The organism is Algoriphagus sp. (assembly GCF_013373065.1).
GTDB lineage: Bacteria > Bacteroidota > Bacteroidia > Cytophagales > Cyclobacteriaceae > Algoriphagus.
This window is the reverse complement of the sequence record NZ_JABXIN010000013.1, coordinates 113,400-140,054: the sequence shown is the minus strand read 5'-3', so window position 1 is coordinate 140,054 and position 26,655 is coordinate 113,400. Positions and strand designations below refer to the sequence as shown.

At 42.5% G+C, this 26,655-nt stretch carries 22 protein-coding genes; 13 read left to right on the top strand and 9 right to left on the bottom strand.

Annotated elements, in window-relative coordinates; translation table 11 throughout:
* The first annotated feature begins 3 nt into the window (after positions 1-3).
* From HWE15_RS09550 to HWE15_RS09535, 4 genes are all read left to right on the top strand, one after another.
* Positions 4-1,326: an aspartate kinase gene (locus tag HWE15_RS09550; protein WP_290507297.1), complete on the top strand. Its 1,323-nt coding sequence runs from the start codon at positions 4-6 to the stop codon at positions 1,324-1,326.
* A gap of 71 nt (positions 1,327-1,397) precedes the next feature.
* On the top strand, positions 1,398-1,730 hold the full coding sequence (locus HWE15_RS09545; RefSeq protein ID WP_290507296.1) for a DUF6787 family protein: 333 nt from the start codon (positions 1,398-1,400) through the stop codon (positions 1,728-1,730).
* 67 nt (positions 1,731-1,797) lie between these two features.
* A complete protein-coding gene (locus tag HWE15_RS09540; protein WP_290507295.1) occupies positions 1,798-2,208 on the top strand; it encodes an OsmC family protein in 411 nt (136 codons plus the stop codon).
* 117 nt (positions 2,209-2,325) lie between these two features.
* Entirely contained in the window at positions 2,326-2,631 is a 306-nt protein-coding gene (locus tag HWE15_RS09535) for a hypothetical protein (protein WP_290507294.1), read from the top strand.
* Positions 2,632-2,642: 11 nt separating this feature from the next.
* Here HWE15_RS09535 and HWE15_RS09530 read toward each other — a convergent pair whose 3' ends face one another.
* Both HWE15_RS09530 and HWE15_RS09525 read right to left on the bottom strand, forming a co-directional pair.
* The gene (locus HWE15_RS09530; protein WP_290507293.1) at positions 2,643-3,368 is read right to left on the bottom strand and encodes an SIMPL domain-containing protein; all 726 of its coding nucleotides are present in this window, start codon (positions 3,366-3,368) and stop codon (positions 2,643-2,645) included.
* A gap of 89 nt (positions 3,369-3,457) precedes the next feature.
* Positions 3,458-4,939 (bottom strand): M14 family zinc carboxypeptidase, encoded by a 1,482-nt coding sequence (locus HWE15_RS09525; RefSeq protein ID WP_290507292.1) that lies wholly within the window; start codon positions 4,937-4,939, stop codon positions 3,458-3,460.
* Positions 4,940-5,029: 90 nt separating this feature from the next.
* Here HWE15_RS09525 and HWE15_RS09520 point away from each other — a divergent pair, with 90 nt between their 5' ends.
* A complete protein-coding gene (locus tag HWE15_RS09520) occupies positions 5,030-6,040 on the top strand; it encodes a dipeptide epimerase (protein WP_290507291.1) in 1,011 nt (336 codons plus the stop codon).
* 27 nt (positions 6,041-6,067) lie between these two features.
* Here HWE15_RS09520 and HWE15_RS09515 read toward each other — a convergent pair whose 3' ends face one another.
* Together HWE15_RS09515 and HWE15_RS09510 are read right to left on the bottom strand one after the other, a co-directional pair.
* Entirely contained in the window at positions 6,068-6,763 is a 696-nt protein-coding gene (locus HWE15_RS09515) for a response regulator transcription factor (protein ID WP_290507290.1), read from the bottom strand.
* Positions 6,760-8,478 (bottom strand): HAMP domain-containing sensor histidine kinase, encoded by a 1,719-nt coding sequence (locus HWE15_RS09510; protein ID WP_290507289.1) that lies wholly within the window; start codon positions 8,476-8,478, stop codon positions 6,760-6,762. The genes HWE15_RS09515 and HWE15_RS09510 overlap by 4 nt, the downstream gene beginning before the upstream one ends.
* Positions 8,479-8,652: 174 nt before the next feature.
* On the opposite strand from HWE15_RS09510, the gene lysA reads away from it, so the two are divergent.
* The 5 genes from lysA to HWE15_RS09485 all read left to right on the top strand — a co-directional run bounded on the left by lysA (position 8,653) and on the right by HWE15_RS09485 (position 16,144).
* Positions 8,653-9,885: a diaminopimelate decarboxylase gene (gene lysA, locus HWE15_RS09505; RefSeq protein ID WP_290507288.1), complete on the top strand. Its 1,233-nt coding sequence runs from the start codon at positions 8,653-8,655 to the stop codon at positions 9,883-9,885.
* 171 nt (positions 9,886-10,056) lie between these two features.
* Positions 10,057-11,103 (top strand): type IX secretion system membrane protein PorP/SprF, encoded by a 1,047-nt coding sequence (locus HWE15_RS09500; protein ID WP_290507287.1) that lies wholly within the window; start codon positions 10,057-10,059, stop codon positions 11,101-11,103.
* A gap of 407 nt (positions 11,104-11,510) precedes the next feature.
* On the top strand, positions 11,511-13,529 hold the full coding sequence (locus HWE15_RS09495; protein ID WP_290507286.1) for a T9SS type B sorting domain-containing protein: 2,019 nt from the start codon (positions 11,511-11,513) through the stop codon (positions 13,527-13,529).
* A gap of 3 nt (positions 13,530-13,532) precedes the next feature.
* A complete protein-coding gene (locus tag HWE15_RS09490) occupies positions 13,533-14,558 on the top strand; it encodes a type IX secretion system membrane protein PorP/SprF (RefSeq protein ID WP_290507285.1) in 1,026 nt (341 codons plus the stop codon).
* Positions 14,559-14,614: 56 nt separating this feature from the next.
* Positions 14,615-16,144, top strand: a complete 1,530-nt coding sequence (locus HWE15_RS09485; RefSeq protein ID WP_290507284.1) for a cryptochrome/photolyase family protein — start codon at positions 14,615-14,617, stop codon at positions 16,142-16,144.
* Here HWE15_RS09485 and HWE15_RS09480 read toward each other — a convergent pair.
* The 3 genes from HWE15_RS09480 to HWE15_RS09470 all read right to left on the bottom strand — a co-directional run bounded on the left by HWE15_RS09480 (position 16,141) and on the right by HWE15_RS09470 (position 19,343).
* On the bottom strand, positions 16,141-17,205 hold the full coding sequence (locus HWE15_RS09480; protein ID WP_290507283.1) for a porin: 1,065 nt from the start codon (positions 17,203-17,205) through the stop codon (positions 16,141-16,143). The two genes, HWE15_RS09485 and HWE15_RS09480, sit on opposite strands and share 4 nt — an antisense overlap.
* The gene (locus HWE15_RS09475) at positions 17,202-17,927 is read right to left on the bottom strand and encodes a mechanosensitive ion channel domain-containing protein (protein WP_290507282.1); all 726 of its coding nucleotides are present in this window, start codon (positions 17,925-17,927) and stop codon (positions 17,202-17,204) included. Before HWE15_RS09475 ends, HWE15_RS09480 begins: the two co-directional genes overlap by 4 nt.
* 306 nt (positions 17,928-18,233) lie before the next feature.
* Complete coding sequence (locus HWE15_RS09470; RefSeq protein ID WP_290507281.1) at positions 18,234-19,343, bottom strand: hypothetical protein; 1,110 nt, start codon at positions 19,341-19,343, stop codon at positions 18,234-18,236.
* 74 nt (positions 19,344-19,417) lie between these two features.
* Between HWE15_RS09470 and HWE15_RS09465 the strand changes: the two genes are divergently transcribed.
* Together HWE15_RS09465 and HWE15_RS09460 are read left to right on the top strand one after the other, a co-directional pair.
* Complete coding sequence (locus HWE15_RS09465) at positions 19,418-20,650, top strand: M28 family peptidase (protein WP_290507280.1); 1,233 nt, start codon at positions 19,418-19,420, stop codon at positions 20,648-20,650.
* Positions 20,651-20,737: 87 nt separating this feature from the next.
* Positions 20,738-22,060 (top strand): APC family permease, encoded by a 1,323-nt coding sequence (locus HWE15_RS09460; protein ID WP_290507279.1) that lies wholly within the window; start codon positions 20,738-20,740, stop codon positions 22,058-22,060.
* Here the strand turns inward: HWE15_RS09460 and HWE15_RS09455 are convergent, their stop codons facing one another.
* Both HWE15_RS09455 and HWE15_RS09450 read right to left on the bottom strand, forming a co-directional pair.
* Positions 22,061-24,118 carry a cytochrome c biogenesis protein CcdA gene (locus HWE15_RS09455; protein ID WP_290507278.1) on the bottom strand — a complete coding sequence of 686 codons (2,058 nt, stop codon included), beginning with the start codon at positions 24,116-24,118 and terminating at the stop codon, positions 22,061-22,063.
* Positions 24,119-24,171: 53 nt separating this feature from the next.
* Positions 24,172-25,560 (bottom strand): dipeptidase, encoded by a 1,389-nt coding sequence (locus HWE15_RS09450; RefSeq protein ID WP_290507277.1) that lies wholly within the window; start codon positions 25,558-25,560, stop codon positions 24,172-24,174.
* Between the two features lie 99 nt (positions 25,561-25,659).
* On the opposite strand from HWE15_RS09450, the gene HWE15_RS09445 reads away from it, so the two are divergent.
* Entirely contained in the window at positions 25,660-26,640 is a 981-nt protein-coding gene (locus HWE15_RS09445) for an NADPH:quinone oxidoreductase family protein (protein WP_290507276.1), read from the top strand.
* The last annotated feature ends 15 nt before the right edge of the window (positions 26,641-26,655 follow it).

Genomic DNA, 26,655 nt, shown 5'->3' with positions numbered 1-26,655 from the left:
TTTATGAAAGTCATGAAATTCGGGGGAACCTCTGTGGGTAAACCCGAGCGAATGCATCAAGTCAAAGACTTGGTCACTGCATCAGACGAACCAACCATTGTTGTACTTTCAGCACTTTCCGGCACAACCAATGCATTGGTATCCATCGGCGAAGCTTTAGCAGCGGCCGATCGAATCCTAGCGAAAGAACGAATCGACGCGCTCCATACCCATTATCTGAATTTTTATCCTCAGCTCTTAAAAACCGAAAAAGCCAGAATCAACGCAGAGGCTATCATCAAAGAGCACTTTGAATTTCTCAATATCATTCTGAAGATTTCCTTCAATGAGGCGATCAACCGGGATATTTTGGCACAGGGAGAATTACTATCCACCAAATTATTCTATACACTTTTGGAGGAGTTAGAAATTCCAGCGGTATTCTTAGTGGCCTTGGACTTCATGAGTATTGATGAAAATTCAGAGCCAGAACTTGGAAAGATTTCTGAAAAGTTGAAGGCTATTTTGGCTCAACATCCAGGAGAAAAGCTCTTTATCACGCAAGGCTATATTTGTAAAAACCACCGAAACGAAGTGGATAACCTGAAGCGGGGAGGATCTGATTACACGGCTTCTCTTATCGCAGCGGCTATCAATGCATCAGTCTGTGAAATTTGGACAGACATCGATGGCATGCACAATAATGACCCACGAATCGTAGACAAGACCCGACCTATCGCCGAACTTTCATTTGATGAGGCGGCCGAATTAGCCTATTTCGGAGCCAAAATCCTCCACCCAGCTTCTATTTGGCCGGCCCAACAATACAATGTGCCAGTTCGGTTGCTAAACACCATGGATCCTCAAGCGCACGGAACCCTGATCAAAGCCGATGTGGAAACAAAAGGTGTCAAAGCGATTGCCGCAAAAGATGGAATCACTGCCATCAAAATTAAATCAAGCCGGATGCTATTGGCTTATGGTTTCTTAAGAAGGGTGTTTGAGATTTTTGAAAAATATAAGACCCCGATCGATATGATCACCACTTCGGAAGTTGCCGTCTCAGTGACCATAGACGACACCAGTCATTTAAAAGCCATTATTGCAGAATTGGAAGCCCTTGGATCGGTAGAAGTCGACCAAAACCAAACTATCATCTGCATTGTCGGAAATATGGTTTCTGAAACACGCGGTGCCATAAAATCCGTAATGGACAGCTTGGTGGACTTTCCAATTCGAATGGTCTCTTATGGAGGAAGCCGGCACAATGTTTCCTTGTTACTAGACACCCAGTATAAAAAAGATGCCCTTCAACATCTGAATGAAGGTGTCTTTAATTGGGATTAAAATTTGACCCGAAGAGCCGAGCGAAAAATCTCGGCTCTTTTATTTAGAACGATTCCTGTTATTTTTGCCGCATGTCCGATACCCATGATAAGCCTGGTTTTCTGAAACGCCTTCAAACCAAATGGCATTTGGACAGCTTGTTTCAGGTTGTAATTGTTTTGATTGTGTTTGCCTGCACAGGTTTTACTATTCTATTCATCAAAAATCCCATTTTGGATTTTTTTGGAGTTGAAAAAGGTGGATTCATAAATACGGTGGTGTACCTCTTGCTGGTACTTCCGCTTTATCAGATTTTCTTATTGATTTATGGCTTTCTATTCGGCCAGTTTCGGTTTTTTTGGGAAAAAGAAAAGCAATTTCTTCAAAAATTGGCCAGTCTTTTTCGAAGGAAAAAATCGAATTAAAAGAACTAAAACTCATTCAAATTCATTTCAAAGTATAACTGATTTTTAACCCTAAATCCTAAATACCATGATCAGAAAAGCAACTGCCGTATGGAATGGAAGCGGCAAAGAAGGCAAAGGCCATTTGACCACTGCAAGTACTGTCCTTAACCAAACTCAATATTCTTTTTCCTCCCGATTTGAAGAAGGAATTGGAACCAATCCAGAGGAGTTGATCGCAGCAGCTCATGCAGGTTGTTTTGCCATGAAACTCAGTTTTAACCTCAGCGGAGAAAACTTCCCCCCACAAGAATTAGATGTGACTAGCCATATTACTTTTGAAGATGGAACTTTGAAAAAATCGCATTTGGTACTCAAGGCGAAGGTAGATGGAATCAGCGAAGAAAAATTTGCGGAACTAGTCAAAGATGCTGAGAAAAACTGCCCGATTTCTAAAGCTTTAAATATGGAAATCTCTGTCGAGTACACCCTTAATTAAGGCTCAGAAAATTTAACATTGCAAAAAGATCCTTCGGGATCTTTTTTTGTTAGAACTTTATCGCAGCTTATCTCGTTAGGATTCTGCTACGATTACTAAACCAACTACCAGATTACCATGAATACCATTTCAGAAAGGCGACTGACCTATGATTCCAATCGTATGGTTTTCGCAAAAAACGCACTTTTCGCTGTTTTGATCCTTCTTGTCTTTTTCAGTGTGAATAGCAGCCTTTCTCTGCAAAACCTGAAAGAATTATCCATTTATTTTACATTTACGCCTATTGCCGCTGGCCTTGCAGGAATCATTTTCAAAAATACCGTGGGCCTTCGCCAATCCACAGGAGTTAAAAAAGTGATGGGATGGGCAATCGGACTACTTGCCTATGGATTGTTTATACCCTTAGCATTGGCTTTGGGATAAAGCCAGAATATTTAATCGACTTCAAAGACTAGCTTCATCGTTATGGAAGCGGTTTTATTTTTTGAGCTCGTATTGAAAGCTCCTCCCCAGGAATAATCTTCACCGGAATTTTGACCGGTTATTTGAAAAACCCCCATGTTGGCTGAAATCAAGTTGCCAAGTTTAGCCCCGGAGTTTTCAGCAATTCGCTCCGCACGAATTCGAGCATCTTCTGTGGCTTTTGCAATCATCTCCAACTTCAGGGATTCCAAATCCCTATAATAGTAGCGAGGCTGCTGGGAGTAAAAAGCGATTCCTTGATTGAGCAATTCAGTGATTTCCCGGCTGATTTTCTCCACTTTTTCCACCTCTTGGGATTCAATCACCAAAGACTGATTTAATTGATAACCGGTAAAAGTCTGCCCCATATACCGCCCATCACTTGAATAATTTTGATCATAGGTAGGGTTCGTGATCACTGCATTAAATACCAGCTGCTCCTGAGGAATCCCCTTGGATACCAGGTATTGAGTAACTGCTTCCCTGTCTTTTTCCAGATTGGCATAGGCAGATTGGATGTTAGCACTACTTCGACTGAAATTCCCTTCCCAAACAATTAAATCCGAAGTAAAATTTTGCTCTCCCAAACCGGTAACATTTACTGTTCCTTGGGGGCGATTTCTATTGATAACAGCATAGCCAAAAATGATTGAAGAAAGTACAATGGCTGTCGCGAAAAGTAGGGCATTTGATCTCATAGTCAGCAGGTTTATAAATTAAAGTTATGGATTTTTAGCCAAGAAAAAACCCGCCGTAAGCGGGTTTTAAAAAGATTAACTCCCTGCATTTAATAGACACGTTGCTTGATCAATTGCTCTTTCGGATTTTCCAAATCAATCAAATAACCATTGACCACAGCATAGCGAAGATTTTCCCCATCCCTTAGGAAGAAAGTAGGATTTGAGCCGGTTTTCCATCCAAAAGAGAATTGATCGGTACTTTGGAGAACTACAATTGGAAGTTGATGTAAATCCCCGGGTTGACCATCTTTTATCTTTACAGCCAAGTAGCCTGACTTCAACAATTCCATAGCTTTTCCCTCAGAAATATCCTCGACAGTATCAAAAACCTGTTCGAAAACCTTTCCCTCTTGGTATTTCAATCCTGTCGCGTCCAATTCTTCCAAACCAAAATAAACCTGCATATCCCCCAAATCTTCCACATTTCCTGTGACAGAATAGGTAGGACCGGCATTGGATTCCCTCCTTCGGATGGCAATATCCACCGGATAATAAGAACCTTCGACAGGAACCTGCACTTCTTGTAAAATCAAGTCCATCAATTGGAATCCATTGTCTGGGATCTCAAAATATTGATCTATGGTATAAGCTTCATATCCTTTTTTGGCGATCTGATGAAGAGCATTCAAAATGATCATGAAATTGAGCTTGCGGATATATTGCTTTTCTGGATCCCCATGGTAGCCCCCCGACTCAATCAGAATGGTACTTGTTCCCCATTTTTGGATATTGTCACCAAAGGCTCGAGGCTCAAAACCGTCATCGTATTTCCCAACCTGACCTGGAATCAACTGCTGAAGAATTTCATTCATCCCCACAATGGTCTTCATGGCTCTCCCACGAACCTCATTAATATCTCTCTCATAATTGTACCCAGGTGCCAAAACAGAAATTGTTGCCTGTTTGGGCGTATTTTCTACATTATAGTAAATCTGCTGATCATGAAGATTGAAGCCAAACTCTGGTTCAAATGAATCTCTAGCTCCTTTTAGAACGACAGCTTCCGGTGAAATCTGAGAAATCGCATCCCGATTGAGGTCTATATCCAATGCATTTCTACGTTTAAAAGCCTCTGCTCCATCCGGGTTGATCATGGGGATAAACTTGATCCTTAAATTCTCTTTCAAGGTCTGACGAATCTCCTCAAACTCATCGCCTGAAGCTTTCAAAAAATTGAATAAATCAAATAAGGCCATGGTAGCCGTACTTTCATTTCCATGCATTTGGGACCAAAGCATCACCTTCATTTCTCCCTGCCCCCAGTCTAGCGAAGAAATACTTCTTCCCTCCACCGAACTGCCCAGCACTTCTATTTCAAATGCATCCGCATGTTTCTGAATGAGCGGTTGAAGCTCTTCATGCTTAAAACGGCGATGCGTAATGGCCCCTTCCAAAAATTGATCATGGGCTTTTTCAAGGGTTTCCAGCGAGATGGATTCCGAGGAATGATGACTTGCTGTTTCGCATCCAAAGGCGAAAAACAAAAACAGGAAGAAAAGACTAGAAATTGAACTTTTATTTAACTTCATCTTTTGAAAATCAATGGTGTGGTTGCGGGTAAAACTACGCAAATCACTAGAAAAAAACAGCCAATCACTTCATATCCCAGCAACTATCCCATGAAGTTATATTACCAGGTATTTGACCTTCCTCTAAAGCATCGATTTACCATCGCCCATCAAAGCAGAGATGTACAGGATACTTTGATTGTCAAATTGGAGGAAGATGGAATTTTTGGACTAGGAGAAGCTACGAGCAATCCCTACTACGAAGTTACTGTGGAAGGGATGACAACTAGCCTTGAAAAATTCCGATCTATCGTTGAAACTCAAAACTGGACCCATCCATCCGAATTGTGGGAATTGGGCAAAGCTCATTTTTCTGAGGATGCATTTGCGCAATGCGCCCTGGATATGGCCGCTTGGGATTTTTATTCCAAAAAGCTTGGGAAAAAGCTGTATGAGGTATTAAATCTAAATCCAACTCATATCCCGCAAAGCAATTTCACGATTGGGATTGACAGCGTTGAAAAAATGGTGGCCAAAATGAAAGAAGTGAATTGGCCAATTTACAAAATCAAGTTAGGGACAGACCACGACTTGGAAATTGTCAAAGCACTTCGAAAAGAAACAGATGCTGTCTTCCGGATTGATGCAAATTGTGCCTGGACCCCAGAACAAACTATTCGAAACTCTGAAGAACTTTCAAAACTTGGCGTGGAGTTTATGGAACAGCCACTGCCCCGAGAAGATTGGGAAGGAATGAAAGAAGTCTATAAACATTCCAAGCTCCCGGTTATGGCTGATGAAAGTTGTATGGTGGAATCGGATGTGAAACGCTGCCAGGGTTTATTCCATGCCATCAACGTAAAACTTGTAAAGGCAGGTGGAATCACCCCGGGTATTCGGATGATCCAAGAAGCAAAGTCACTAGGGATGAAAACTATGGTGGGTTGTATGACCGAATCCTCTGTCGGAATCTCGGCCATTGCACATTTAGCTCCTATGCTGGATTATGTGGACATGGATGGAGCACTTTTACTCGCCAATGACCCAGCCGATGGAGTAAAAGTTACCGACTCAGGAGTAGAATTTCCAGATCGGCCCGGAATAGGTGCGATTTTGAAATAAAAAAGCCGGGTTGTTCCCCGGCTTCGATTAGTCTTCGGTTACAATCAATTTGAACCCTTCTCCGTGAACGGTAATGATTTGGACTTTCGGATCATCTTTGAGGATTTTTCGAATCTTACTCAAATACACATCCATACTTCGGGCGTTGAAATAGCTGTCGTCTCCCCAAATCTGCTTAAGGGCATGGCTTCGATTAACCAATCGGTTCATTTCTGCCGCTAAAAGCCGTAAAAGTTCATTTTCTTTCGAGGTCAATTTGTGTGGTCCTTTCGGTCCCTCCAATAATTGCTTATCATAATGAAGCTCAAAGTCTCCAAATTTATAAACCTTTAAAGCTGTTGTTTCCTGACCTTTTTGAGTCCTTCTCAAGATAGCATTGACCCGAAGCAGGAGCTCTTCCATACTAAACGGCTTGGTCAAATAATCATCGGCTCCGATTTTAAGACCTTCGATGACATCTTCCTTTTGGTTTTTTGCAGTGAGAAAAAGAATAGGCAGGTCTTCCTGAACCTTCTTGATTTCCTTGGCTAAGGTAAAACCATCCTTCTTGGGCATCATGATATCCAAAAGACAAAGGTCATATTTATCTTTTTTGAATTTATTCCAACCTTCTTCCCCATCCCTACAAAGGGTGGGCTCATAGCCTTTCATCTCCAAATATTCCTTTAAGATATCACCCAAATTCGGGTCATCCTCTACGACTAATAATCTTGCTTTGCTCATTTTCTTTTTGGTAAGTTAATGGTAAAAGTACTTCCTTTTCCAAGTTCACTTTTCACTGAAATCCCACCTTTATGGGCCTCCAACATAGTTTTTACATAGGAAAGCCCTAAGCCAAACCCTTTTACATCATGAAGGTTTCCAGTGGGAACCCGGTAAAATTTATCAAATATTTTCCGTTGTGCATCCTTGCTCAAGCCGATTCCCTGATCCTGAATACTGATCAGAATCTGGTCTGCGTCCTCCCATGCCCGGATGGTAATGCTTGGTTTATCCGGTGAGTACTTGTTGGCATTATCCAATAGGTTATTGAAAATATGACTAATATGAAAACGGTCCGCTTGAATGATAGGATGCCGAAGTTCGTTTTCGAAAACCAATTCTCCTTCCCTATTTTCAATTTGAAGGCTAAAGTGATCAACCACGTCAACAAGCAATTCGGAAAGATCTATTTCCTCTAGTTTCAACTTGAAGTCTTGGCGATCCAAGGCGGCAGCCTGAAGCACATTTTCAACCTGAGCTACTAACCGCTTATTTTCATCTTTGATAATCCCCAAATAACGGGCTCTGAATTTATCCTGTGTTGAAAGCTCAGGATCCTGCAATGCCTCCACAGCCAAACTCACCGTAGCAAGGGGAGTCTTGAACTCATGGGTCATGTTATTGATAAAATCATTCTTGGTGTCCGAAAGGGCTTTTTGCTTAAAAATCACCCGAATCGCATAAATAAAACACCAAATAATGACGCCAATAAATAAAATAGAAGAACTAATCGGTAACCAGACTTGACGAAGGACGTGCTGTGTTTTTTCCGGAAAAAAGATGTAGAGGTAGTTTTCTTTTCCCAAAATATCTCTAGGAAATAATCTGGCTTGGGTTCCATATTGGACTAAGCGAAAGGGTTGGTCTACCTGTCCAATTGGCATCAATAAACCATCATCTTTCAGAATTCCCAACTCAAAATCTTCCATTATTCCCCGCTCCAAAAGATTGCTTTTTACCAACTTTCGGACATTTGTCGTATCCAGTCTGTCCAAAATTTCCTTCTGACCTTCAGCCATTTCTTCCCAGGCCTTATTCATCAAATCAATCTTCAAATTGGCCCTTCTAATTTTGTCGATTGCTTCAGGGGAAATGACCGGTTCATATTCCACCATGGGAGTTGGTAAAATTCCCCTTCCACGTGAAAAACTATAAATCTCAACACGACTCAGATATTCCAACTGACGCTCTTTTTCTTCTAAAAGGATCGCCATTTCATCTGGGGTAAAAATAGATGAGGCTACTTCTGGCGTCATGTAAGCAAAAAACTGTTCTAATTCTTCCAGCAGGCTCAAATCAATCCCCCGTACTTCCAACATCCGTTTAAACCGGGCGCTCACCTCAGGAACTGTGGCAATTTCCAAGGTATCTACAATAGAAGTGGTGGGTTGAATCCGACGTTGAGGTCTAATTTCATCCAAATCAATGGGCTCTATTTTTTCAAAAAGAGACTCCTGCAAAACAGGATCACGCATCAATTGCCCCAATAAAAAATCACTGGTTTCTCCTTTTTCAATTTGATCGACAGCACCTGCAAGTGCCTGATATACTTCTTGGTCAAATCGCTCCTGATTGATGCGAATGGCATTGCTCACCCAATAATATTGAAAACCCATTAGGCCTAAACTAGCCACGGACATGAGTACAATGATGAGGATGATTTTATTCTTGGACATCACACAAATTTACGCCCTTTGAAAAGGGAGGATCAATCCTTAACAATATTTAACCGGCAGACAATCAAGGACAAGCCTTTTTAACAAGTATGGGTGAAAATCCGCCTAGGAAATGCTTCCAATCATTCGTTGCTTGGATGGATGATCCCTATCTTTGGGGGCAAATTTCAGACCATGAATTTAAACCTACACCCTTCCGAAATTCAAGGAGTAAGCCTGGAGTCCATGGCTAAGGAATTCGGGCTGCCACTTTATGTATATGATGGAGAAAAAATTGTTAATCAAATCCGCTCCATTCAAAACGCTTTTTCTGAAGTTCCTCTAAAAATAAAATATGCCACTAAGGCCCTTTCCAATATTTCTATATTAAAACTGATCCGAAAAGCCGGAGCGGGAATCGATGCAGTTTCTATCGAGGAAGTAAAGCTGGGGATGTTAGCGGGCTTTGATCCAACTGAGATCATGTACACTCCAAGTGGCGTTTCTTTTTCGGAAGTTCAGGAAGCGGTAGAATTAGGAGTTATGGTCAATTTGGACAGCATCCCTTTGATGCGTCAATTTGGCGAGCAATATGGCAACCGAGTTCCAGCCTGCATCCGGATTAATCCTCATATTCTTGCAGGCGGAAATGCTAAGATTTCAGTAGGACATAAGCACAGCAAGTTTGGGATCTCCATTGAGCAGTTGCCGGAAATTCTTGCAACCGTTTCTTCCTATGACCTGAATATCGTAGGACTACATGTCCATACAGGATCGGATATTTTGGATGCAGAGATATTTCTTAAAGGCGCCACTATCCTTTTTGACGCCGCGAAAGATTTTCCAAACCTTCAATTTATTGACTGTGGAGGAGGTTTTAAAGTTGCTTACAAGGATGGAGACCCCGCCACAGACATGAAGGAGGTAGGAGAAAAAGTATCAAAGGCCTTTTTGGACTTTTGTGACCAATACGGTCGGTCTCTAGAACTTTGGCTAGAGCCGGGAAAATTTCTGGTTAGTGAATCGGGATACTTCTTGGTAGAGGCAAATGTTGTCAAGGAAACCCCTACCATTACGTTTGTTGGAGTGGACTCTGGACTAAATCACTTAATCCGTCCCATGCTTTACGATGCTTTTCACGATGTGTATAACCTGAACAATCCCGCAGGAAACGAAAATAAGTACCATGTCGTAGGCTATATCTGTGAAACAGATACGCTTGCAGCGGACCGTGTATTACCGGAAGTTCGGCAGGGAGATATTCTTGTCATCAAAAACGCAGGAGCTTACGGATACAGTATGGCATCCAATTACAACTCCCGATTGAGACCTGCGGAAGTTTTGGTTTGGGAAGGAAAAGCTCATCTCATCCGAAAACGAGAAAGTTTTGAAGATTTGGTAAAAAATCAAGTCAGCTTGGAGTTCTAAGCAAAGTGGCCAAAAAGCCTGTTTTGGTATAGTTATTGAGTATTTGGATGGACAACATTTGTAAAAAGTACAGAAACCATCCTGATTGATCGCCCCAATCATAAGCCCTAGCCGTTTCTAGACTTTATGAATTTTGATTTGGCTTGATAATCAGCCGACTATACCTTTGTTATGAGGGAAGAAGTTATGTTGAAGAAATTAATTGGAGCGATTGTACTGATTGGGCTTAGCTTTATGAGCAAAGCACAGGATGTACAGTATTCCCAATTCTACGCAGCTCCGCTATACCTCAACCCTGCCCTAACCGGAGCTTCAGAACTTACCCGCATCGGTGTCAATTATAGAAATCAATGGCCCGGACTGGACCAAAGCTTCAATTCTTACTCCTTTTACATTGATCACTATGTTTTTGATTACAACTCCGGCATCGGTCTGATTTTTAATGGTAACCGAGAAAGCATGGCAAATCTCGCTACTAATGAGGTAGGCCTTTCTTATGCATACAAACTTCAATTGGGAGAGGACACGTTTTTCCGCTTTGGCGGACAAGCAAGTTATATGCAACGGGATGCTTTCTTCTCGGATCTAGTTTTTGGAACCCAGATAGACATTATCAACGGAAATATTGGAGTGATCACCGATGAATTAGACGGAATCCCAATCGACAGCAGATACAACTTTTTTGATTTTGCAGTTGGCGGTATGTTTTATACCAAGAATTTCTGGTTGGGTGCCTCAGCACATCATTTAGGGGAACCGAATGTAAGCTTTGTTGATGGACAGATCTCCGAACTACCTATGAAGATCTCTGCTCAAGGGGGAATCAAATTTGACCTTACAGGTGGTCGCCGGGATTATTTTACGCACGCCTACCAAGAACGGGCAATCTCCTTTGCCTTCAATTACAAACAGCAGGATCCATTTAACCAATTGGATATTGGTACCCAAATCTATCTTGATCCATTAGTTTTTGGACTTTGGTATAGAGGTCTACCTACAAAGAATTCCTTACCAAATAACGAGGCAATTATAGCCTTGGTTGGTGTCTCCCTGCCTACCGGTTTAGATATCGGTTATTCCTTTGATTATACCGTATCTAAGTTGGGAATGCGTAATTCTGGCGGTGCTCATGAGGTGTCTGTAACCTACCGTTTTCTATGGGGAGACCCCAAAAGTCGAAATCAACGGGCACGAACAATTCCTTGTTTCCGCTATTAATTTGGCAAAAACACCCTCTCACAGAAAAAAATTTTAAAATTTTTTCAATTTTTTATTCAGGCCTGATTTTCAGGCCTTTTTCATTTCGTCCCTAGAAAAAAGTTTCACTTCCCTGCTTTTTTGAACAATAGTACATTTTTAAGAAAAATGATAAAATTCTAAGCTGCATTTCATTTTTGACCGAGTCCTACAAACGCTTGACAATTAGAATATTTAAGCTATTTTTCATCGAAATGATTGATTTTATAGAATATCATTTTGTTGTATATGATTTACAAAAAATAATATTCTAAAAAATGAAATACAAAAACTTCGATTTATAAGGCAAAATTACCCTTCTGAAAACTAGTGCTGTCTCCATGACAAGAATTTTGAGAACATATCGCTCTTTTATAACTGTGCTATGCATGAGCTGGGGATTGGTATTTTCTGCACAAGGTCAATTTGCTTTTGAAATCCCTCAACGAGATAATGCGCGGATCTTAAGTTATGATGGCATTCAAGTTTCGGTAAGCGGTAAACTTGCCCTTTGCTCCCACTCTGAAAAGGGCAGTATTATCTTAGATGTTACGGGAGGAACACCTCCTTATACATTCCTTTGGAATACCCACGAGACCACACAAAATAGAACTAACCTCTACGCAGGGTCATACACTGTAGAAATCACCGATTCAAAGGGCCTTAAGCATATAGAATCTATCGTGGTTCAGCCTCCTTATCCACTTATTTTAAATCCTGTTGAAAAAACCGATGCTTCCTGCGGGTCTTCTTCAGATGGTTCTGCAAAAATCTCTGTTAAAGTAGGGAGAGGAGAGCCCTATCAAGTAACCTGGAGCAACGGATTGAAAGATGTATGGGAAGCTACTAATCTTAAGCCAGGAACGTACACGGTTACTGTTGCGGACAAGTACAATTGTGATGTTTCGGTGAGCTTCCAAATCGAATCTGAGGAAGCAGGAATTGAGGTTGCCGAAACCATTTCCAATGCATCCTGCGCAGGAAAATCAGACGGTATTATCTCTCTAAATGTAAATGGAGGAGTTGCTCCTTATATATATAAGTGGAGTAACGGAGCTCAGACAAAAGATCTAAGCAATGTTCCAGCAGGTATTTATGAGGTGCTTATCCAAGATCAGGGCGGGTGCACGCTTCAAGCTTCCTACCGGGTTGAAGAACCCCAATCCATGCAGGTGAATGTTCAATCCACAAGCCCAACTTGTTCAGGAGATAGCAATGGCTGGATTGATTTGAACATCAATGGCGGAACCGCTCCATACACCATCGCATGGAATACGGGTGCTAATGGGAAAAAATTAGAAAATATCCCAGCAGGAACTTATCTAGCTACCATCACCGACGCATCGGGATGTACAGTTGAGAAGCAAGTCAATCTTTCTGCTGAATCAGCTTTAAATCTAGATTTGGTAGATATCACTCCTCAAAGCTGCGGAGGAGAACCTGACGGAACAATTACCCTCAAGCTTACTGGATCTAAAGGAAAGACTTCTATCGTATGGTCTGATGGACAAACAGATGTCCTAGAACGATCCAATCTAAATGCAGGAACCTATGAGGTGACGATTACCGATGAGTCCGGCTGTCAAATTCAGGGTTCCTACACCGTATCTCAAGCGGAAGCTGTAAATGCCCGAATTGAATCTGCTTTGGATGTCAACTGTGATCAAGGAAGTGTGACAGGTCATGCTTGGGTTTCAATCACCGGTGGTAAAGAACCTTACATCATTCAATGGAGCACAGGCGCAGCTAATACCCGTGAAATAAATTATTTCAATGCGGGAACTGTAGAAGTGACTGTCACAGATGCTAATGGCTGTACCTCTAAAACTTCTACGGTTTTGGACTTCCCATCTGAAGTAAATCGAAGCGGTCGCTTGGATTTCCAATATCGAAAACTCCAAATCACCAGCCAATCTGAAGTATTCACAGATGAAAGCATCCTATTTGAAAGTGAAATCGCTCCTGAAATCATCGCTTGGGAATGGAACTTCGGTGACGGATTAACTTCCACTGAAAAAGATCCTGTTCATGTCTACGAAAGTCCGGGTGTTTTCGAAGTGAAGTTGACGGGCTATGACATTTTCGGCTGCTCTGCAGTTGAAGTCAATCAAGTGCAGGTAACCAGCGCTGACGCTCAAGTAGTCATTCCAAATGCCTTTACTCCTAATGGAGATGGACTGAACGATTACTTCTTCCCTAAGGCAAAAAATATCGAATCCATTACCCTTGAAATATTTAATACCTGGGGTGAAAAACTCTTTTTCACCAATTCACAGGAAAGCAAAGGTTGGGATGGTACCTATCGTGGACAGTTGCTTCCACCTGGGAATTATCTCTACAAAATCACCTATATCGATCGGGATTCTCAACTAACCGAGAAAACCGGTGGTGTCACCTTAATCCGATAGATTATGAGAAGAATCTTTACGTTTATCATCCTTTTTATTGCCAGCCTGGGCCTCCGCGCCCAGGATGTGCAATATTCTCAATTCTATGCCAACCCATTGTACCTCAACCCAGCCATGGCTGGTGCTTCCGAAATGACCCGAATCGGGGTAAATTACCGCAACCAATGGCCTGGATTGGATCAATCATTCAATTCCTATTCAGCATATCTTGATCATTTTATTTTTGGAGCAAACAGTGGCGTTGGAATCATTTTCAATCGCTCTGAGCAAAGTATGGCCAACCTCAGTGTTTCCGAAATTGGTGCAACTTACTCTTACAGAGCCCGATTGGGATTCCGTTCTTTTTTGAGAGTAGGTGGACAGGTGAGCTACATGGATCGTGACGCTTATTTTGGGGATTTAGTTTTTGGAAGCCAGATCGACGATATGACAGGTTCGATCGGTGATTTTTCAGGGGAAAACTTAGGAGAAGACATGCGCCACCAGTTTGTGGATTACAGTTTTGGAATGCTTTTCCACAATGATAATTTTTGGTTTGGCGCTTCAGCACATCATGTAACCCAGCCTAATATTTCCTTTATCGATGGAGAAATCAGCGAACTTCCACTCAAGCTTTCAGCCCATGGAGGTGTGAAATTGGATTTATCGGGCGGAACTTCAACCGAATTTTTCAACCAACGAACCGGTACGCGAGAATTGACTTTTGCCTTTAATTATAAAAACCAAGGCCCTTTTACCCAGTTGGATTTAGGGACTCAAATTAATATTCAACCCCTCGTCTTAGGAGTTTGGTACCGGGGTATTCCAATTCAAGAGAACTCCATCCCAAATCATGAATCCATCATCGCTTTGGTAGGCATCTCTCTTGGAGGAGGTTTGGATATTGGGTATAGTCATGATTTTACCCTTTCTTCCTTAGGGAATGCTACTACCGGAGGTGCCAATGAAATTTCTATCCGATACAGCTTCTTGGCAGGATCTGCGAAAGGTGCTGGAAGAAAGTCTTCCATGCCATGCTTTAAATATTGATTTTAGTAAACAATAGTTGATCAAAGGGGCTTTATCTTAGGGTAAAGCCTTTTTTTATGGCAAGAATATTACGACTAATTCTAGGCGATCAGCTTAATGAAGCTCATTCTTGGTTTGATCAAAAAAACGACCAGGTACTTTATCTGATGGCAGAAATGCGTCAGGAAACAGATTATGTTACGCACCATATTCAAAAAATCCTCGCTTTCTTTCTTTCAATGAGAGCCTTTGCTGAAAAGCTCCAACAGCATGGGCATCAGGTTCTTTATTTTAAAATTGACGTTTCCAGCAATCTACAGGAGCTGGAACAAATTATTCTCACTAGCATCAAAAAGCACAGAATTGAAAAGTTTGAATACCAACTCCCGGATGAATACCGCTTGGACAAACAATTGAAGGCAATTTGCGCAGACTTAGAGATCGAAACCGAGGTTTCAGGCACTGAACATTTTTTGACGGATCGGGCCTTTTTAGGAAACTTCTTCAAGGGTAAAAAGACCTACTTGATGGAGTCCTTCTACCGGGAAATGCGTCGAAAATATAACATCCTGATGGACGGGAAAGAGCCAGTACAGGGAAGATGGAATTTTGATCTGGAAAACCGATCTGCTCTTAAGGATAAACGCCTCCTTCGGAAACCCAAAACCCACCCGAAAGATGCCAGGGAACTCTATGAGAGTATTCAAAAGGCCAACATAAAAACCATTGGAGAGGTTGATCCTCAACGATTCCTTTGGCCGACAACTCGGCAGGAATGCCTAGAGGTGTTGGATTACTTCTGCGAAAATTTGTTGGTACACTTTGGGGATTACCAAGATGCTTTGACCACCTGGGATCCTTATTTATTTCATTCCCGACTGAGCTTTGCAATGAACAGCAAAATGCTTTCTCCACTGGAAGTGGTTCAAAAAGTTGAAAAATATTGGGAAAGTCATCAAGACGAGATTTCGATAGCTCAAGTAGAGGGATTCATTCGCCAAATTATCGGTTGGCGGGAATACATGCGTGGAGTTTATTGGGCAAAAATGCCAGACTATGCCCAACTGAATTACTTTGGACATGAGCGGAAACTTCCCGATTGGTTTTGGACCGGAAAGACCAAAATGAAATGCCTTTCAGAAGCCATCACTCAGTCCTTAGATCTGGCTTATGCCCATCACATTCAGCGCTTAATGGTTACGGGTAACTTTGCACTTCTGGCCGGAATCCATCCGAATGAAGTCGATCAGTGGTATTTGGGAATTTACATTGATGCGCTGGAATGGGTAGAAATCACAAATACCCGTGGAATGAGCCAGTTTGCGGATGGAGGAATCGTAGGAACCAAACCCTATGTTTCTTCCGCGAATTACATCAAAAAACAAGGAAATTACTGTGATCATTGTGCCTACAGCCATCGGGAAAAAGTTGGCGAAAAAGCCTGTCCTTTTAATAGCCTGTACTGGCATTTCTATGACCGAAACCGGGAAAAGCTAGAGAAAAATCCACGGATCGGAATGGCCTATAGAACCTGGGACAAAATGAAAAACAAGCAAGAAATCTTAAATCAGGCGGAAAAATACCTCTCCGAAATCGAATCGCTTTAATTCCACGAAAAAGCAAAGGAGCCAAGCAAAAAGAAGTTGTCTGAATTACTACTGTCCAAACCCAATTCCGGACCGGTCAACCAGCGCCCTTCCAATCGGAAAGTGGCTACTTTCCCCAGCTTCCAATCTCCATTCAAAGAAATTCCACTCGTTTGGATTCCTTGATCAATTAGACTGGTTGCTATTGCCTGGAAAGGATCATTGTAATACTCAAATCGGGCAGCAGCGGCTAGTTTTTCAGAAAATCGCTTTTGAAGAATCGTAGACATCCCCCACCAATTTCGATCAAAATCAAAGGCCAAAGTTCTTCTTCCCCCATCTACCCCAGCAATCAATCTCCAATCATTTCCCAACTGAAAATCTCCATAGAAATTGGTGAAGTACAGCATGGTTTCAGCTTCTAAGGGCTGATCCGTTCCCAAGAAAGTACTCCAATTTAGCTTGGTGTTTTCGTTTGGAGTAAAAGTGGCTTGCGTACCAAAGGAAGGTCTGTTTCTTCCAGGAATGGACCGAATCCGCTGCCATCCATTCAAATACAAAAAAGCAAAATACCAATGTGCATCCTTTTGCCAACTTAATTGGGCACCTGTTTCAAAATAGGGTGAATTTTCGGCGATGATTGACCTTGAAAGCGTAAGATTTTCTGTAGAAACAGCATTTTCAAATCCTATGTGAGAGGGCAGCACCCCAATGTCCAACCAAAGCTTTTGCTCCTTATCAATTGCGACTCCTACATTTGCTTGGTGAATCCATTTCAGCGTTTGAGGTTCGTTTGCATAATTGTCACGCATATAAGAACCTTGCTGTAGGCCAAGATTAGCACGGAAAAAATCAGATTTCACACTGACAGTTACCAGTGCCAGATTGATTCCAATCCGACTTTGATTGGTGTGATTGTAAAGAAAAGGAAGCCTTGGTGATCCTTCCGTCTGATCATCGAAATCATTGCCATAATACAGATCCAAAAACCCGGAAAAATCCCATTGAAGCCCACTTTTCTTTTCCTGCGAAAAGGCAGAAAACGAAATTAAAAAAAGAAATACCAGAAGAAGCCTTTTCATTTTTCAGTTGCGCCATCTAATACAATACGTGTACGTGGAAGTGCTTCGGGATAATTTTTCTGCAAAAATTCAATCATTTTCTCCCGTACATGGACCCGCAAGTCCCAAGCTGTTGGCGAGTTTCTCGCAGAGACCAAAATCCGAGTTTCTACGGTTCGCTCTTTTGCATCAGTTACCTGCAAGACTTTTACTTTTTTATCCCAAAGATTCGTTTTTTCCAAGATGCGGTCTAATTCCTGACGCATGGCATCAAAAGACACGGTATAATCCGTATAGATGAAAACCGAACCAATGATATCTGCCGAAGTCCGGGTCCAATTCTGAAAAGGTTTTTCCAAAAAATAGGTGGTTGGAAGTACCAGACGGCGCTGATCCCAAATTCTCACCACCACATAGGTTAAATTGATTTCTTCGATCCAGCCCCATTCTCCCTCTACAACCACTGCATCATCGAGGCGAAAAGGTTGGGCAAATGCAATCTGAATTCCTGCTATCAAGGTTCCAATGGCCTTTTGAGCTGAAAAACCGATGATGATTCCAGCCACCCCCGCTGAAGCAAAGAGCCCTACTCCTATTTTCCGGATGGGATCAAAAGAGACCAAAATCAATCCTATCCCTAAGATGATGATGATGAAATTGACAATCTTCTGGAGGATATTCAGCTGGGTATAAATCTTCCTAGCCCTTAAATTATCCTCCTGACTGATATCAAATTGCTTCAAAAAAATCCTTTTCAAGATCCCAGTTAACACGAGAAGACACCAAGTGAAACCAGAAATAATGAGTATGGTATTCAAATGGGGCAACCAGCCCAGTAAGCCCTCCCAGTTTTCCGACTGGCCTCGAAAATAAATTTTGGCAAACACCAAAAGTAAGGTAACCAACAGGGGAATGATTAATCTGCGGTAAATCTTCATCTAAAAATCAATTGGTAAGCAGTCAAATTAAAAAAGGAATCCCATACGACAAAAAAAGCGGGAGTGAACTACCCCCGCTTCGAATTCTTTAACAAAAGATATATCCTAACCTTAATCTCCAATCCACTCTGCCACAAACAAGTTGGTATCCCGTGTACCTCCATTATTTCGGTTGGAAGAGAAGACCAAATACTTTCCATCATTCGAGAAAACAGGGAAAGCATCAAAGGTGTCATTCTCGGTGATTCTGACCAAGCCGGTACCATCCAAATTGATCATATATAAGTTGAAAGGAAAGCCTCGCTCCGTGTGGTGGTTGGAAGCAAAAATGATTTTTTCACCGGATGGGTGGAAAAATGGTGCCCAGTTAGCCTGGCCGAGATCGGTAATTTTTCGTAAGTCAGATCCATCTACATTGGAAACGTACAATTCCATTTCTGTTGGCTTCACCAAACCTTCAGCCAACAATTCTTTGTATTCAGCAATCTCCTCTTCAGTTTGAGGACGGGAAGCTCTCCAAATCAATTTGGTGCCATCGGGAGAAAAGAAAGCGCCACCATCATACCCCAAATCATTTGTTACCTGACGCACATCGGAACCATCAATATTCATGGTAAACAGTTCCAAATCGCCTGTACGCATGGAAGTAAATACGATTTTATCTCCATTCGGAGAAACGGTTGCCTCTCCATCATACCCAGGCTCATTCGTCAATTGAGCCAATAAATTCCCCTCTAAATCAGCGGTAAAAATATCGTAGGTGTCGTAAATCGGCCATACATATTTGCCATCGGTGCGTCTCTCCGGAACAGGCGGACAGGCATCTCCTCCCAAGTGAGTAGAAGCATACACAATGGTTTCATTTCCAGGAAGAAAATAAGAACAAGTAGTACGTCCTAAACCAGTAGAAAGCCGTTGAGGAGCATTATTTTTCAAATCATCGGTCTTCCAATGGGTATAGAAAATTTGATCACATTCTGATCCCCAACCTGCATAATCGGATTGGAATACCAGCATTTCGTCATCAAATGACCAATACGCTTCTGCATTATTTCCTCCAAAAGTCAACTGCTTGATATTTCGGAGATACTTCATTTCATTTTCAGAAAGCAAAAGGGAATCCTGCGCGGTATGCTGTGGTTCATCTATAGCTACTGTCTCTGTGGCCTTAGGTGAGCAGGCCATGACATACATCAATAAAATCAGAATTTGAAATCGCATGATAGATATTAGTTGATAATCATTGAAGCGCGAAGATACCAATTATTATCTTTGAGCTAAACTGAAATTGAATAATGAAAATCTATCGCCTATCAATTATTGCTGCAAGCCTTTTACTGGCCTGCAACAGCGCGCCTTCGAATGATATACTTCTTCAAAATCTAAGAACCGATGTGAGCTACCTAGCTGCTGACAAATTGGAAGGTCGGGCCATTGGAACCTCGGGGGAAGAACAAGCCGCTACCTACCTTGCTGAGCGATTTGCAGAAATCGGACTTAGCCCTAAGGGGACAGACGGTTTTTTTCAGGAATTTACTGTTTCGAAGCCTACCAACCCTCATGAAGAAGCTATTATCGGTACCGATGGTGAAGGGGTAACCGGACGAAATGTAATCGGATTTATTGATAACCAATCCGAAAATACCATCGTCATTGGAGCGCACTTTGACCATTTAGGATATGGAGGATCTGGATCTTTGTACCGAGGAGATTCTGCCATCCACAATGGCGCCGATGACAACGCCTCTGGGACATCAGCTTTGGTTGCACTTGCTGACATTCTTAAGCATGAAAAGCATCCTTCCAACTTCCTTTTCATTGCTTTCTCAGGAGAAGAAAATGGACTTTGGGGGTCGAATTATTTTGTGAAAAACCCAACCATCGACTTATCCACCGTGAATTACATGATCAACATGGACATGGTAGGTCGCCTGAACGAGGAAAATACACTTGCTATCAATGGAGTAGGAACTAGCCCGAGCTTTGTACCTGCCTTGGACTTGGTAAATAGCGATAGTTTAAAACTAGTCACTTCTGAATCAGGAGTAGGCCCTTCTGACCATACCTCTTTTTACCTCCAAGATTTACCAGTACTGCATTTCTTCACCGGACAGCACGAGGATTATCACCGTCCTTCCGATGATTCTGAAAAGATCAATTACGAAGGTCTCCTTCAAGTAGTTCAATACATCCACCGATTAATCGGGGAATTGGATAATGAGCCTAAACTGGCTTTCACAAAAACCAAAGATAGTTCGGGAGATTCCCCTCGCTTCACCGTGACCTTGGGCGTAGTTCCGGATTACCTGTTTGATGGAAAAGGAATGCGAATCGATGGGGTTTCGGAAGACAAACCTGCCCAAGCTGCCGGCTTACAAAAGGGTGATGTAATTGTCCAATTGGGAGATTCAACCATTGTGGATATGATGAGCTATATGCGTTCTCTAAGTGCCTTCCAAAAAGGAGAAGAAACCCAAGTCGTCTATGAACGGGATGGAAAACGACTCGAAGCAAAAGTGAAATTCTAACTTTAAAATGCCTTCTGATTGACTCGGAAGGCATTTTTGTTTAAATACACCTGGATTCTTTTTGTCAAAGACCATGACCTATCCTGCATGAATAAAATTAGCCGAGAAAGAAATAATCCCCTAGGCCTAGGAGAACTCATTGCTGTGGCACTTGGAGGGATGGTAGGGGGAGGTATTTTCTCCATTTTAGGGATTTCAACCGAACAAATTGGAAACGCTACTCCTATAGCCATTCTTGTCGGTGGCTTATTGGCCTTTTTCGCGGCTTATTCTTACGTGAAATTGGCACTGCTATACAAAGATGAGGGTGCTACTTATTCATTTTTCAAAAAAACATTTCCTCAAAGCCGAATGGCTTCATCCATAATTGGATGGCTCATTACTTTCGGATATATCAGCACACTCGCCCTTTATGCTTTTACCTTCTCCTCCTATTTCTGCAGTCAAATTGAGTCCTTAAATCATCCTCTAGGGCAAAAACTAGTAGCTGGAGCGATAATTTCGGTTTTCGCCATTGTGAATTTAATCTCTGTGAAGGGAATGGGAAAAGTGGAAGACGTCATGGTCTACACTAAGATTATTATCCTTCTGTTTATATCTGGACTTCTGGCTGGAAAAGGGGATTTGCAAAAACTTCAACCTCTGATTTCAGTCGATACCACCTGGATGCAAGTTCTAATTGTATCTGCGATCACCTTCGTGGCCTATGAAGGATTTCAACTTGTAATAAATGCTTATGATGAAATGGATAAACCGCAGGTGAATATTCCGCGAGCCATTTACATCTCCATCGGAATTGCCATTACGTTATACGTCGTCCTTGCGGTAGCCGCACTCTCGGTCATCCCAAAGGAAAATATCATTGCCGATAAAGAATACGCCTTGGCGGCCGGTGCCAAAACATTTTTGGGCGGATTTGGGCAATTCATCGTCATATTTGGAGCTCTATTGGCCACTTCAAGTGCCATCAGCGGAACTCTTTTTGGCGCTTCCCGTCTAATGGCCGTCATCTCCAAAGATGGGTTTTTTCCCAAGCCTCTCGGTGAAAAAATTCAAACTTATATTCCCTACAAGGCCATCATTACCATGAGCATACTTGCTTGGATCCTAGTCCTATCCGGAGGACTGCAAGTCATTCTGGAATTCGGAAGTATTACGTTTATTCTCGTTTCTTTTTTGATGGCTGTCGCAAATTTTAAAAAGCGGAAAGAAACCAATTCTAGTCCTTGGTTCACTGGAATAGCCATGTTTGGTCTTTTAATCGCAGCGATTTTGATCGTGTATTTCGAGTTCACGGAAAACCTAAGTCAATTTATAGTGATTCTCGGCTGCTATCTTCTTCTCGCAATCGGCGCGATGCTTTATTCCAGAAAGAATCAACCAAGCTCCGACGTAAACCCGGAAAAATAGTTAGTCCCGAATTTCAAACTCCCGTTTCGCCCCATCCAAAAACTCGATAAAAGCCTGAATATCGGTATCATAGGCCCGGGGTTTGGCAAGCAACTCTTCCTCATGATCCAAGATCACATAGTAGGGCTGGGCATTATTTTGAAATCTAGTGATCTGAAAATCCGCATTTTGCTTTCCGAGGGTCTTTTTCACTTTCCCATCATAGGAAGAGGTATACCATTCACTTTCCGGAAGCTCCAGGCGCTCATCGATATACAAGGCCACCATTACAAAATCTTCTTTGAGTCGGCGAAGTACATCTGGATCAACCCAGACATTCTCTTCCATTTTTCGGCAATTCACACAGCCATGCCCGGTGAAATCAATCAATAAGGGTTTATTGGCTTCTTTTGCTGCTTTCAAAGCCTGCTGATAATCAAAATAGCCCTTGATTCCGTGAGGAATTTCCAAGATATCTGCATATTTCACGGGCTCATCCAACACATATCCGGAGCCCAAATCGCTACTCATTCCCCCTTCCATTTTGAATTGTTGGGTACTCATCGGCGGCAAGTATCCACTTAAATATTTGAGGGGAGCCCCCCATAATCCGGGAATCATATAAACCACAAACATGAAGGTCAAGAGTGCCAATAGCAGGCGAGGAACCGAAATGAATTCCAATGGGGAATCATGCGGAAGACGAATCTTACCCAACAGATATAAGCCTAAGGCTCCAAAAATTACAATCCAAATCACCAAGAAGATATCCCGGTCCAAAATTCCCCAATGGTAAACCAAATCGGCAATAGAAAGGAATTTGAAGGCCAGGGCTAGTTCCAAAAATCCAAGTACCACCTTCACGGAATTGAGCCAGCCTCCTGATTTGGGAAGTCGGTTCAACCACTCCGGGAAAATCGCAAAAAGGGTAAAAGGAATGGCAAAGGCTAAGGAAAAGGAAAACATCCCCAAAATCGGCTTGATCAATTCTCCACCAGCGGAAGAAATCAGAATCGATCCGACAATAGGTCCCGTGCAGGAAAAAGACACCAAAACCAAGGTAAAGGCCATGAAGAAAATCCCAGCCAAACCTCCTTTTTCTGCTTTTGCATCTACTTTGTTAACAAAGCTGGAAGGAAGCGTAATCTCAAACATTCCCAAGAATGCCAATGCGAAAACGATAAAGATTCCAAAGAAAAAGAGATTGGGAAGCCAGTGGGTCGCCAACCAGTTGGCAAATTCAGGGCCTTGTATGGCTGAAACCGCAGTTCCTGCTATGGTATAAATCCCAATGATAGAAAAGCCATAAATAAAAGCTTGTCGTATCCCCGCAGATCGGCTACTCGCCCTACCTGTGAAGAAACTCACGGTCATTGGGATCATAGGGAAAACACAAGGCGTCAATAGGGCCGCCAGCCCCGCCAAGAAAGCCAAAACCATAAATCCCCAAAGACTTTCTTCGGTTCCTCCCTCAGGTTCAAAATCGGTAACAACTGGCTCAAGTTCAGGAGTGGATTCCTCAGAGTCAATTTGGTTGAACAGGGTTTCTCCTTCATCTGAGTCCTCGCTTTCAAAAGCGCTCACATTTTCAGGGGACTCAACTGCCGAAAATGACAATTCAATGTCCTCTTCATAGTTGATGCACTGCCCCGTCAAATCGGAACACATCTGATATTCCAAAGTCCCTGAAATGGTCCCGGAAGAATTAATTTTTAGAAGTTGCTCAAAATTTCCCTCCTTGATGAAAAAGGTAATATCTCCCTCAAAAATCTCATCATATTTTTTCTTCCCCTCTATTTCCTGTAAGCTTCCGACCCGCTCATAAGCACTTGATTCGTCCAATATCAAAGTAGTGACTAAAGGTCCCAAGTCGGGGTCAAAATCCGTTCCGTAGATATACCAGCCTCCAGGGATTTGAGCTTGGAGAATCAATTTAACCTCCTCTCCGACCTTGAGCTGCTCAGATGAAAGACTGACCGTCCACTGGGGTGGAGAAATTATTTGGGCCTGCGCCCCCAGGCTCATCAAAAATGATAAAATGAGCAGGAGGTTTTTAGTCCAAGAATTGGAGTTCTTCATACCTTTTGAACAGCTTTTAATGAGAAAGGAAAATGATAGCGGCTTAGTTCCGATTAGGCTTCATTCAGTTTACGGAAGTGTCGGAAGAAAGCAGCAATAGTTTCGATTCCGATAAAGTAATTTTGAACCCCATAATGCTCATTGGGCGAGTGAAGCGCATCCGTATCCAGTCCAAAGCCAAATAGAATTGGATCCGAGCCCAGCTCTTTTTGGAATAAGGCCACAATTGGAATGGACCCGCCTTCCCGGGTAGGGATGGGTCTTTTTCCGAAAGTTTCCTCCATCGCGGCTTCTGCAGCGCGATAGCCAATGGAAGTATCCGAAACAACTGCCGGAGAGCCCCCATGGTGACTTTTCACTTTTACTTTTACCGAAGAAGGTGCCAATGATTTAAAATAATCTTCAAACAATCGGGCGATTTCTTTCCAATCCTGATCAGGCACCAAACGCATGGAAATTTTCGCATAGGCTTTGGATGGCAAAACGGTCTTAGCTCCTTCTCCCGTATAGCCCCCCCAAATTCCATTTACATCCAAAGTTGGACGGATTCCGACCCGTTCGATGGTGGTGTAGCCTTTTTCCCCATGAACTGTAGCCACATCCAGTTTGGATTTATAATCTGCCAAATCAAAGGGAGCTTCATTCAATCGCTCTCGCTGCTCGGCGGTCAACTCCTGCACCTTATCATAAAATCCAGGGATAGTGATGTGCTCATTCTCGTCCTTCAATGAAGCAATCATCTTACAAAGCACATTGATTGGATTGGCTACCGCTCCTCCATAGGTACCGGAATGCAAATCCCGATTTGGACCTGTAACCTCTACTTCCATGTAAGTCAAACCACGTAAACCTACCGTAATAGAAGGATCCTGCATGGAAATCATATGGGTATCCGAAATCAGAATAACATCTGATTTTAGCTTTTCCTTATTTTCCAAAACGAAGGCTTCTAGATTATCTGACCCGACTTCCTCTTCGCCTTCGATCATAAATTTGACATTGCAAGGCAAATCATCAGCGGCTATCATCGCTTCAAATGCCTTCACATGCATGTAAAACTGCCCCTTGTCATCGGCCGAACCCCGAGCGAAAATCGCTCCTTCCGGATGATTTTCTGTCTTTTTGATCACCGGTTCAAAAGGCGGTGAATCCCACAGTTCGTAGGGATCGGCAGGCTGCACGTCGTAGTGACCATATACCAAAACAGTAGGAAGATTGGGATCTACGATCTTCTCTCCGTAAACGATCGGATAGCCAGCTGTTTGACAAATTTCCGCCACATCGGCTCCAGCTTTAAGGAGACTATCTTTTACAAAATCTGCTGCTTTAAAAACCTCTTCTTTGAATTTGGGATCGGCACTGACAGATGGAATCCGCAGTAGATCCAGCAATTCATTTAAAAATCGGTCTTTATGGGTTTGAATATAGTTGTTAACTGACATGTCTTATGAGATTAATGAAAGTCCCCAAAATTATCGGATTCAATAGGAAATGCCTATTTTCCAATGATCTTTTATTGGTGACAAACTATACATACAAACATGAAGGCCATTATTTGCGAGCAATTTGGACTACCGGAAACCCTTAGATTTGGAGAACTCCCAGATCCAATCCCAGGCCCCAATCAAGTCCTGATTGAAGTGGAAGCCTGCGGGGTGAATTTTCCAGATGTCCTGATTATTCAAAACCTATATCAATTCAAACCCGTACTGCCTTTTTCCCCAGGTGGCGAAGTTGCCGGTAAAATCATTGGAATAGGCGAAAATGTGAGGGGTTCCAAAATCGGCGACTCGGTATTGGCATTATGTGGATGGGGAGGTTTCGCTGAAAAAGTTGCGGTAGATGCTGAACGAGTGTTTAAACTTCCACCTAATCTTCCGGCGGAAATCGCAGCCACTACCTTATACACTTACGGGACTTCCTTTCACGCTTTGAAAGACCGAGCCAAGCTGCAGGAAGCCGAGACTCTTTTGGTTCTTGGCGCTGCAGGAGGGGTGGGATTAGCTGCCGTGGAATTGGGAAAATTGTTGGGAGCCAAAGTCATTGCTGCAGCCTCATCCGAGGAAAAATTATCGCTTTGCAAGGAAAAAGGTGCTGAACTAACCATTAATTATGAAAAGGAAGATCTCAAAGTCAGAATCAAAGAATTGACTTCTGGAAAGGGAGTTGATGTGGTCTACGATCCTGTAGGCGGCAAATTTACAGAACCCGCACTTCGCGGAATGACCTGGAAAGGACGCTACCTGATCGTTGGTTTTGCCAATGGAGAAATTCCAAAGATTCCCATGAACCTACCCTTGTTAAAAGGCTGCTCTATCGTCGGGGTTTTTTGGGGACAATTCTCCAAACTCGAACCAGAGAAAAGCTTTCAAAATATCGCTCAACTCATGCAATGGGTCCAAGATGGAAAAATCCAGCAACACATTGGCGAACGTTTTTCTTTAGAAAATTCCCCAAAGGCCTTACGGGACATCCTGGATCGAAAAATGCTCGGGAAGGGTGTGGTGATTGTGAAACCTTAAAAAATAAAGGTTCTA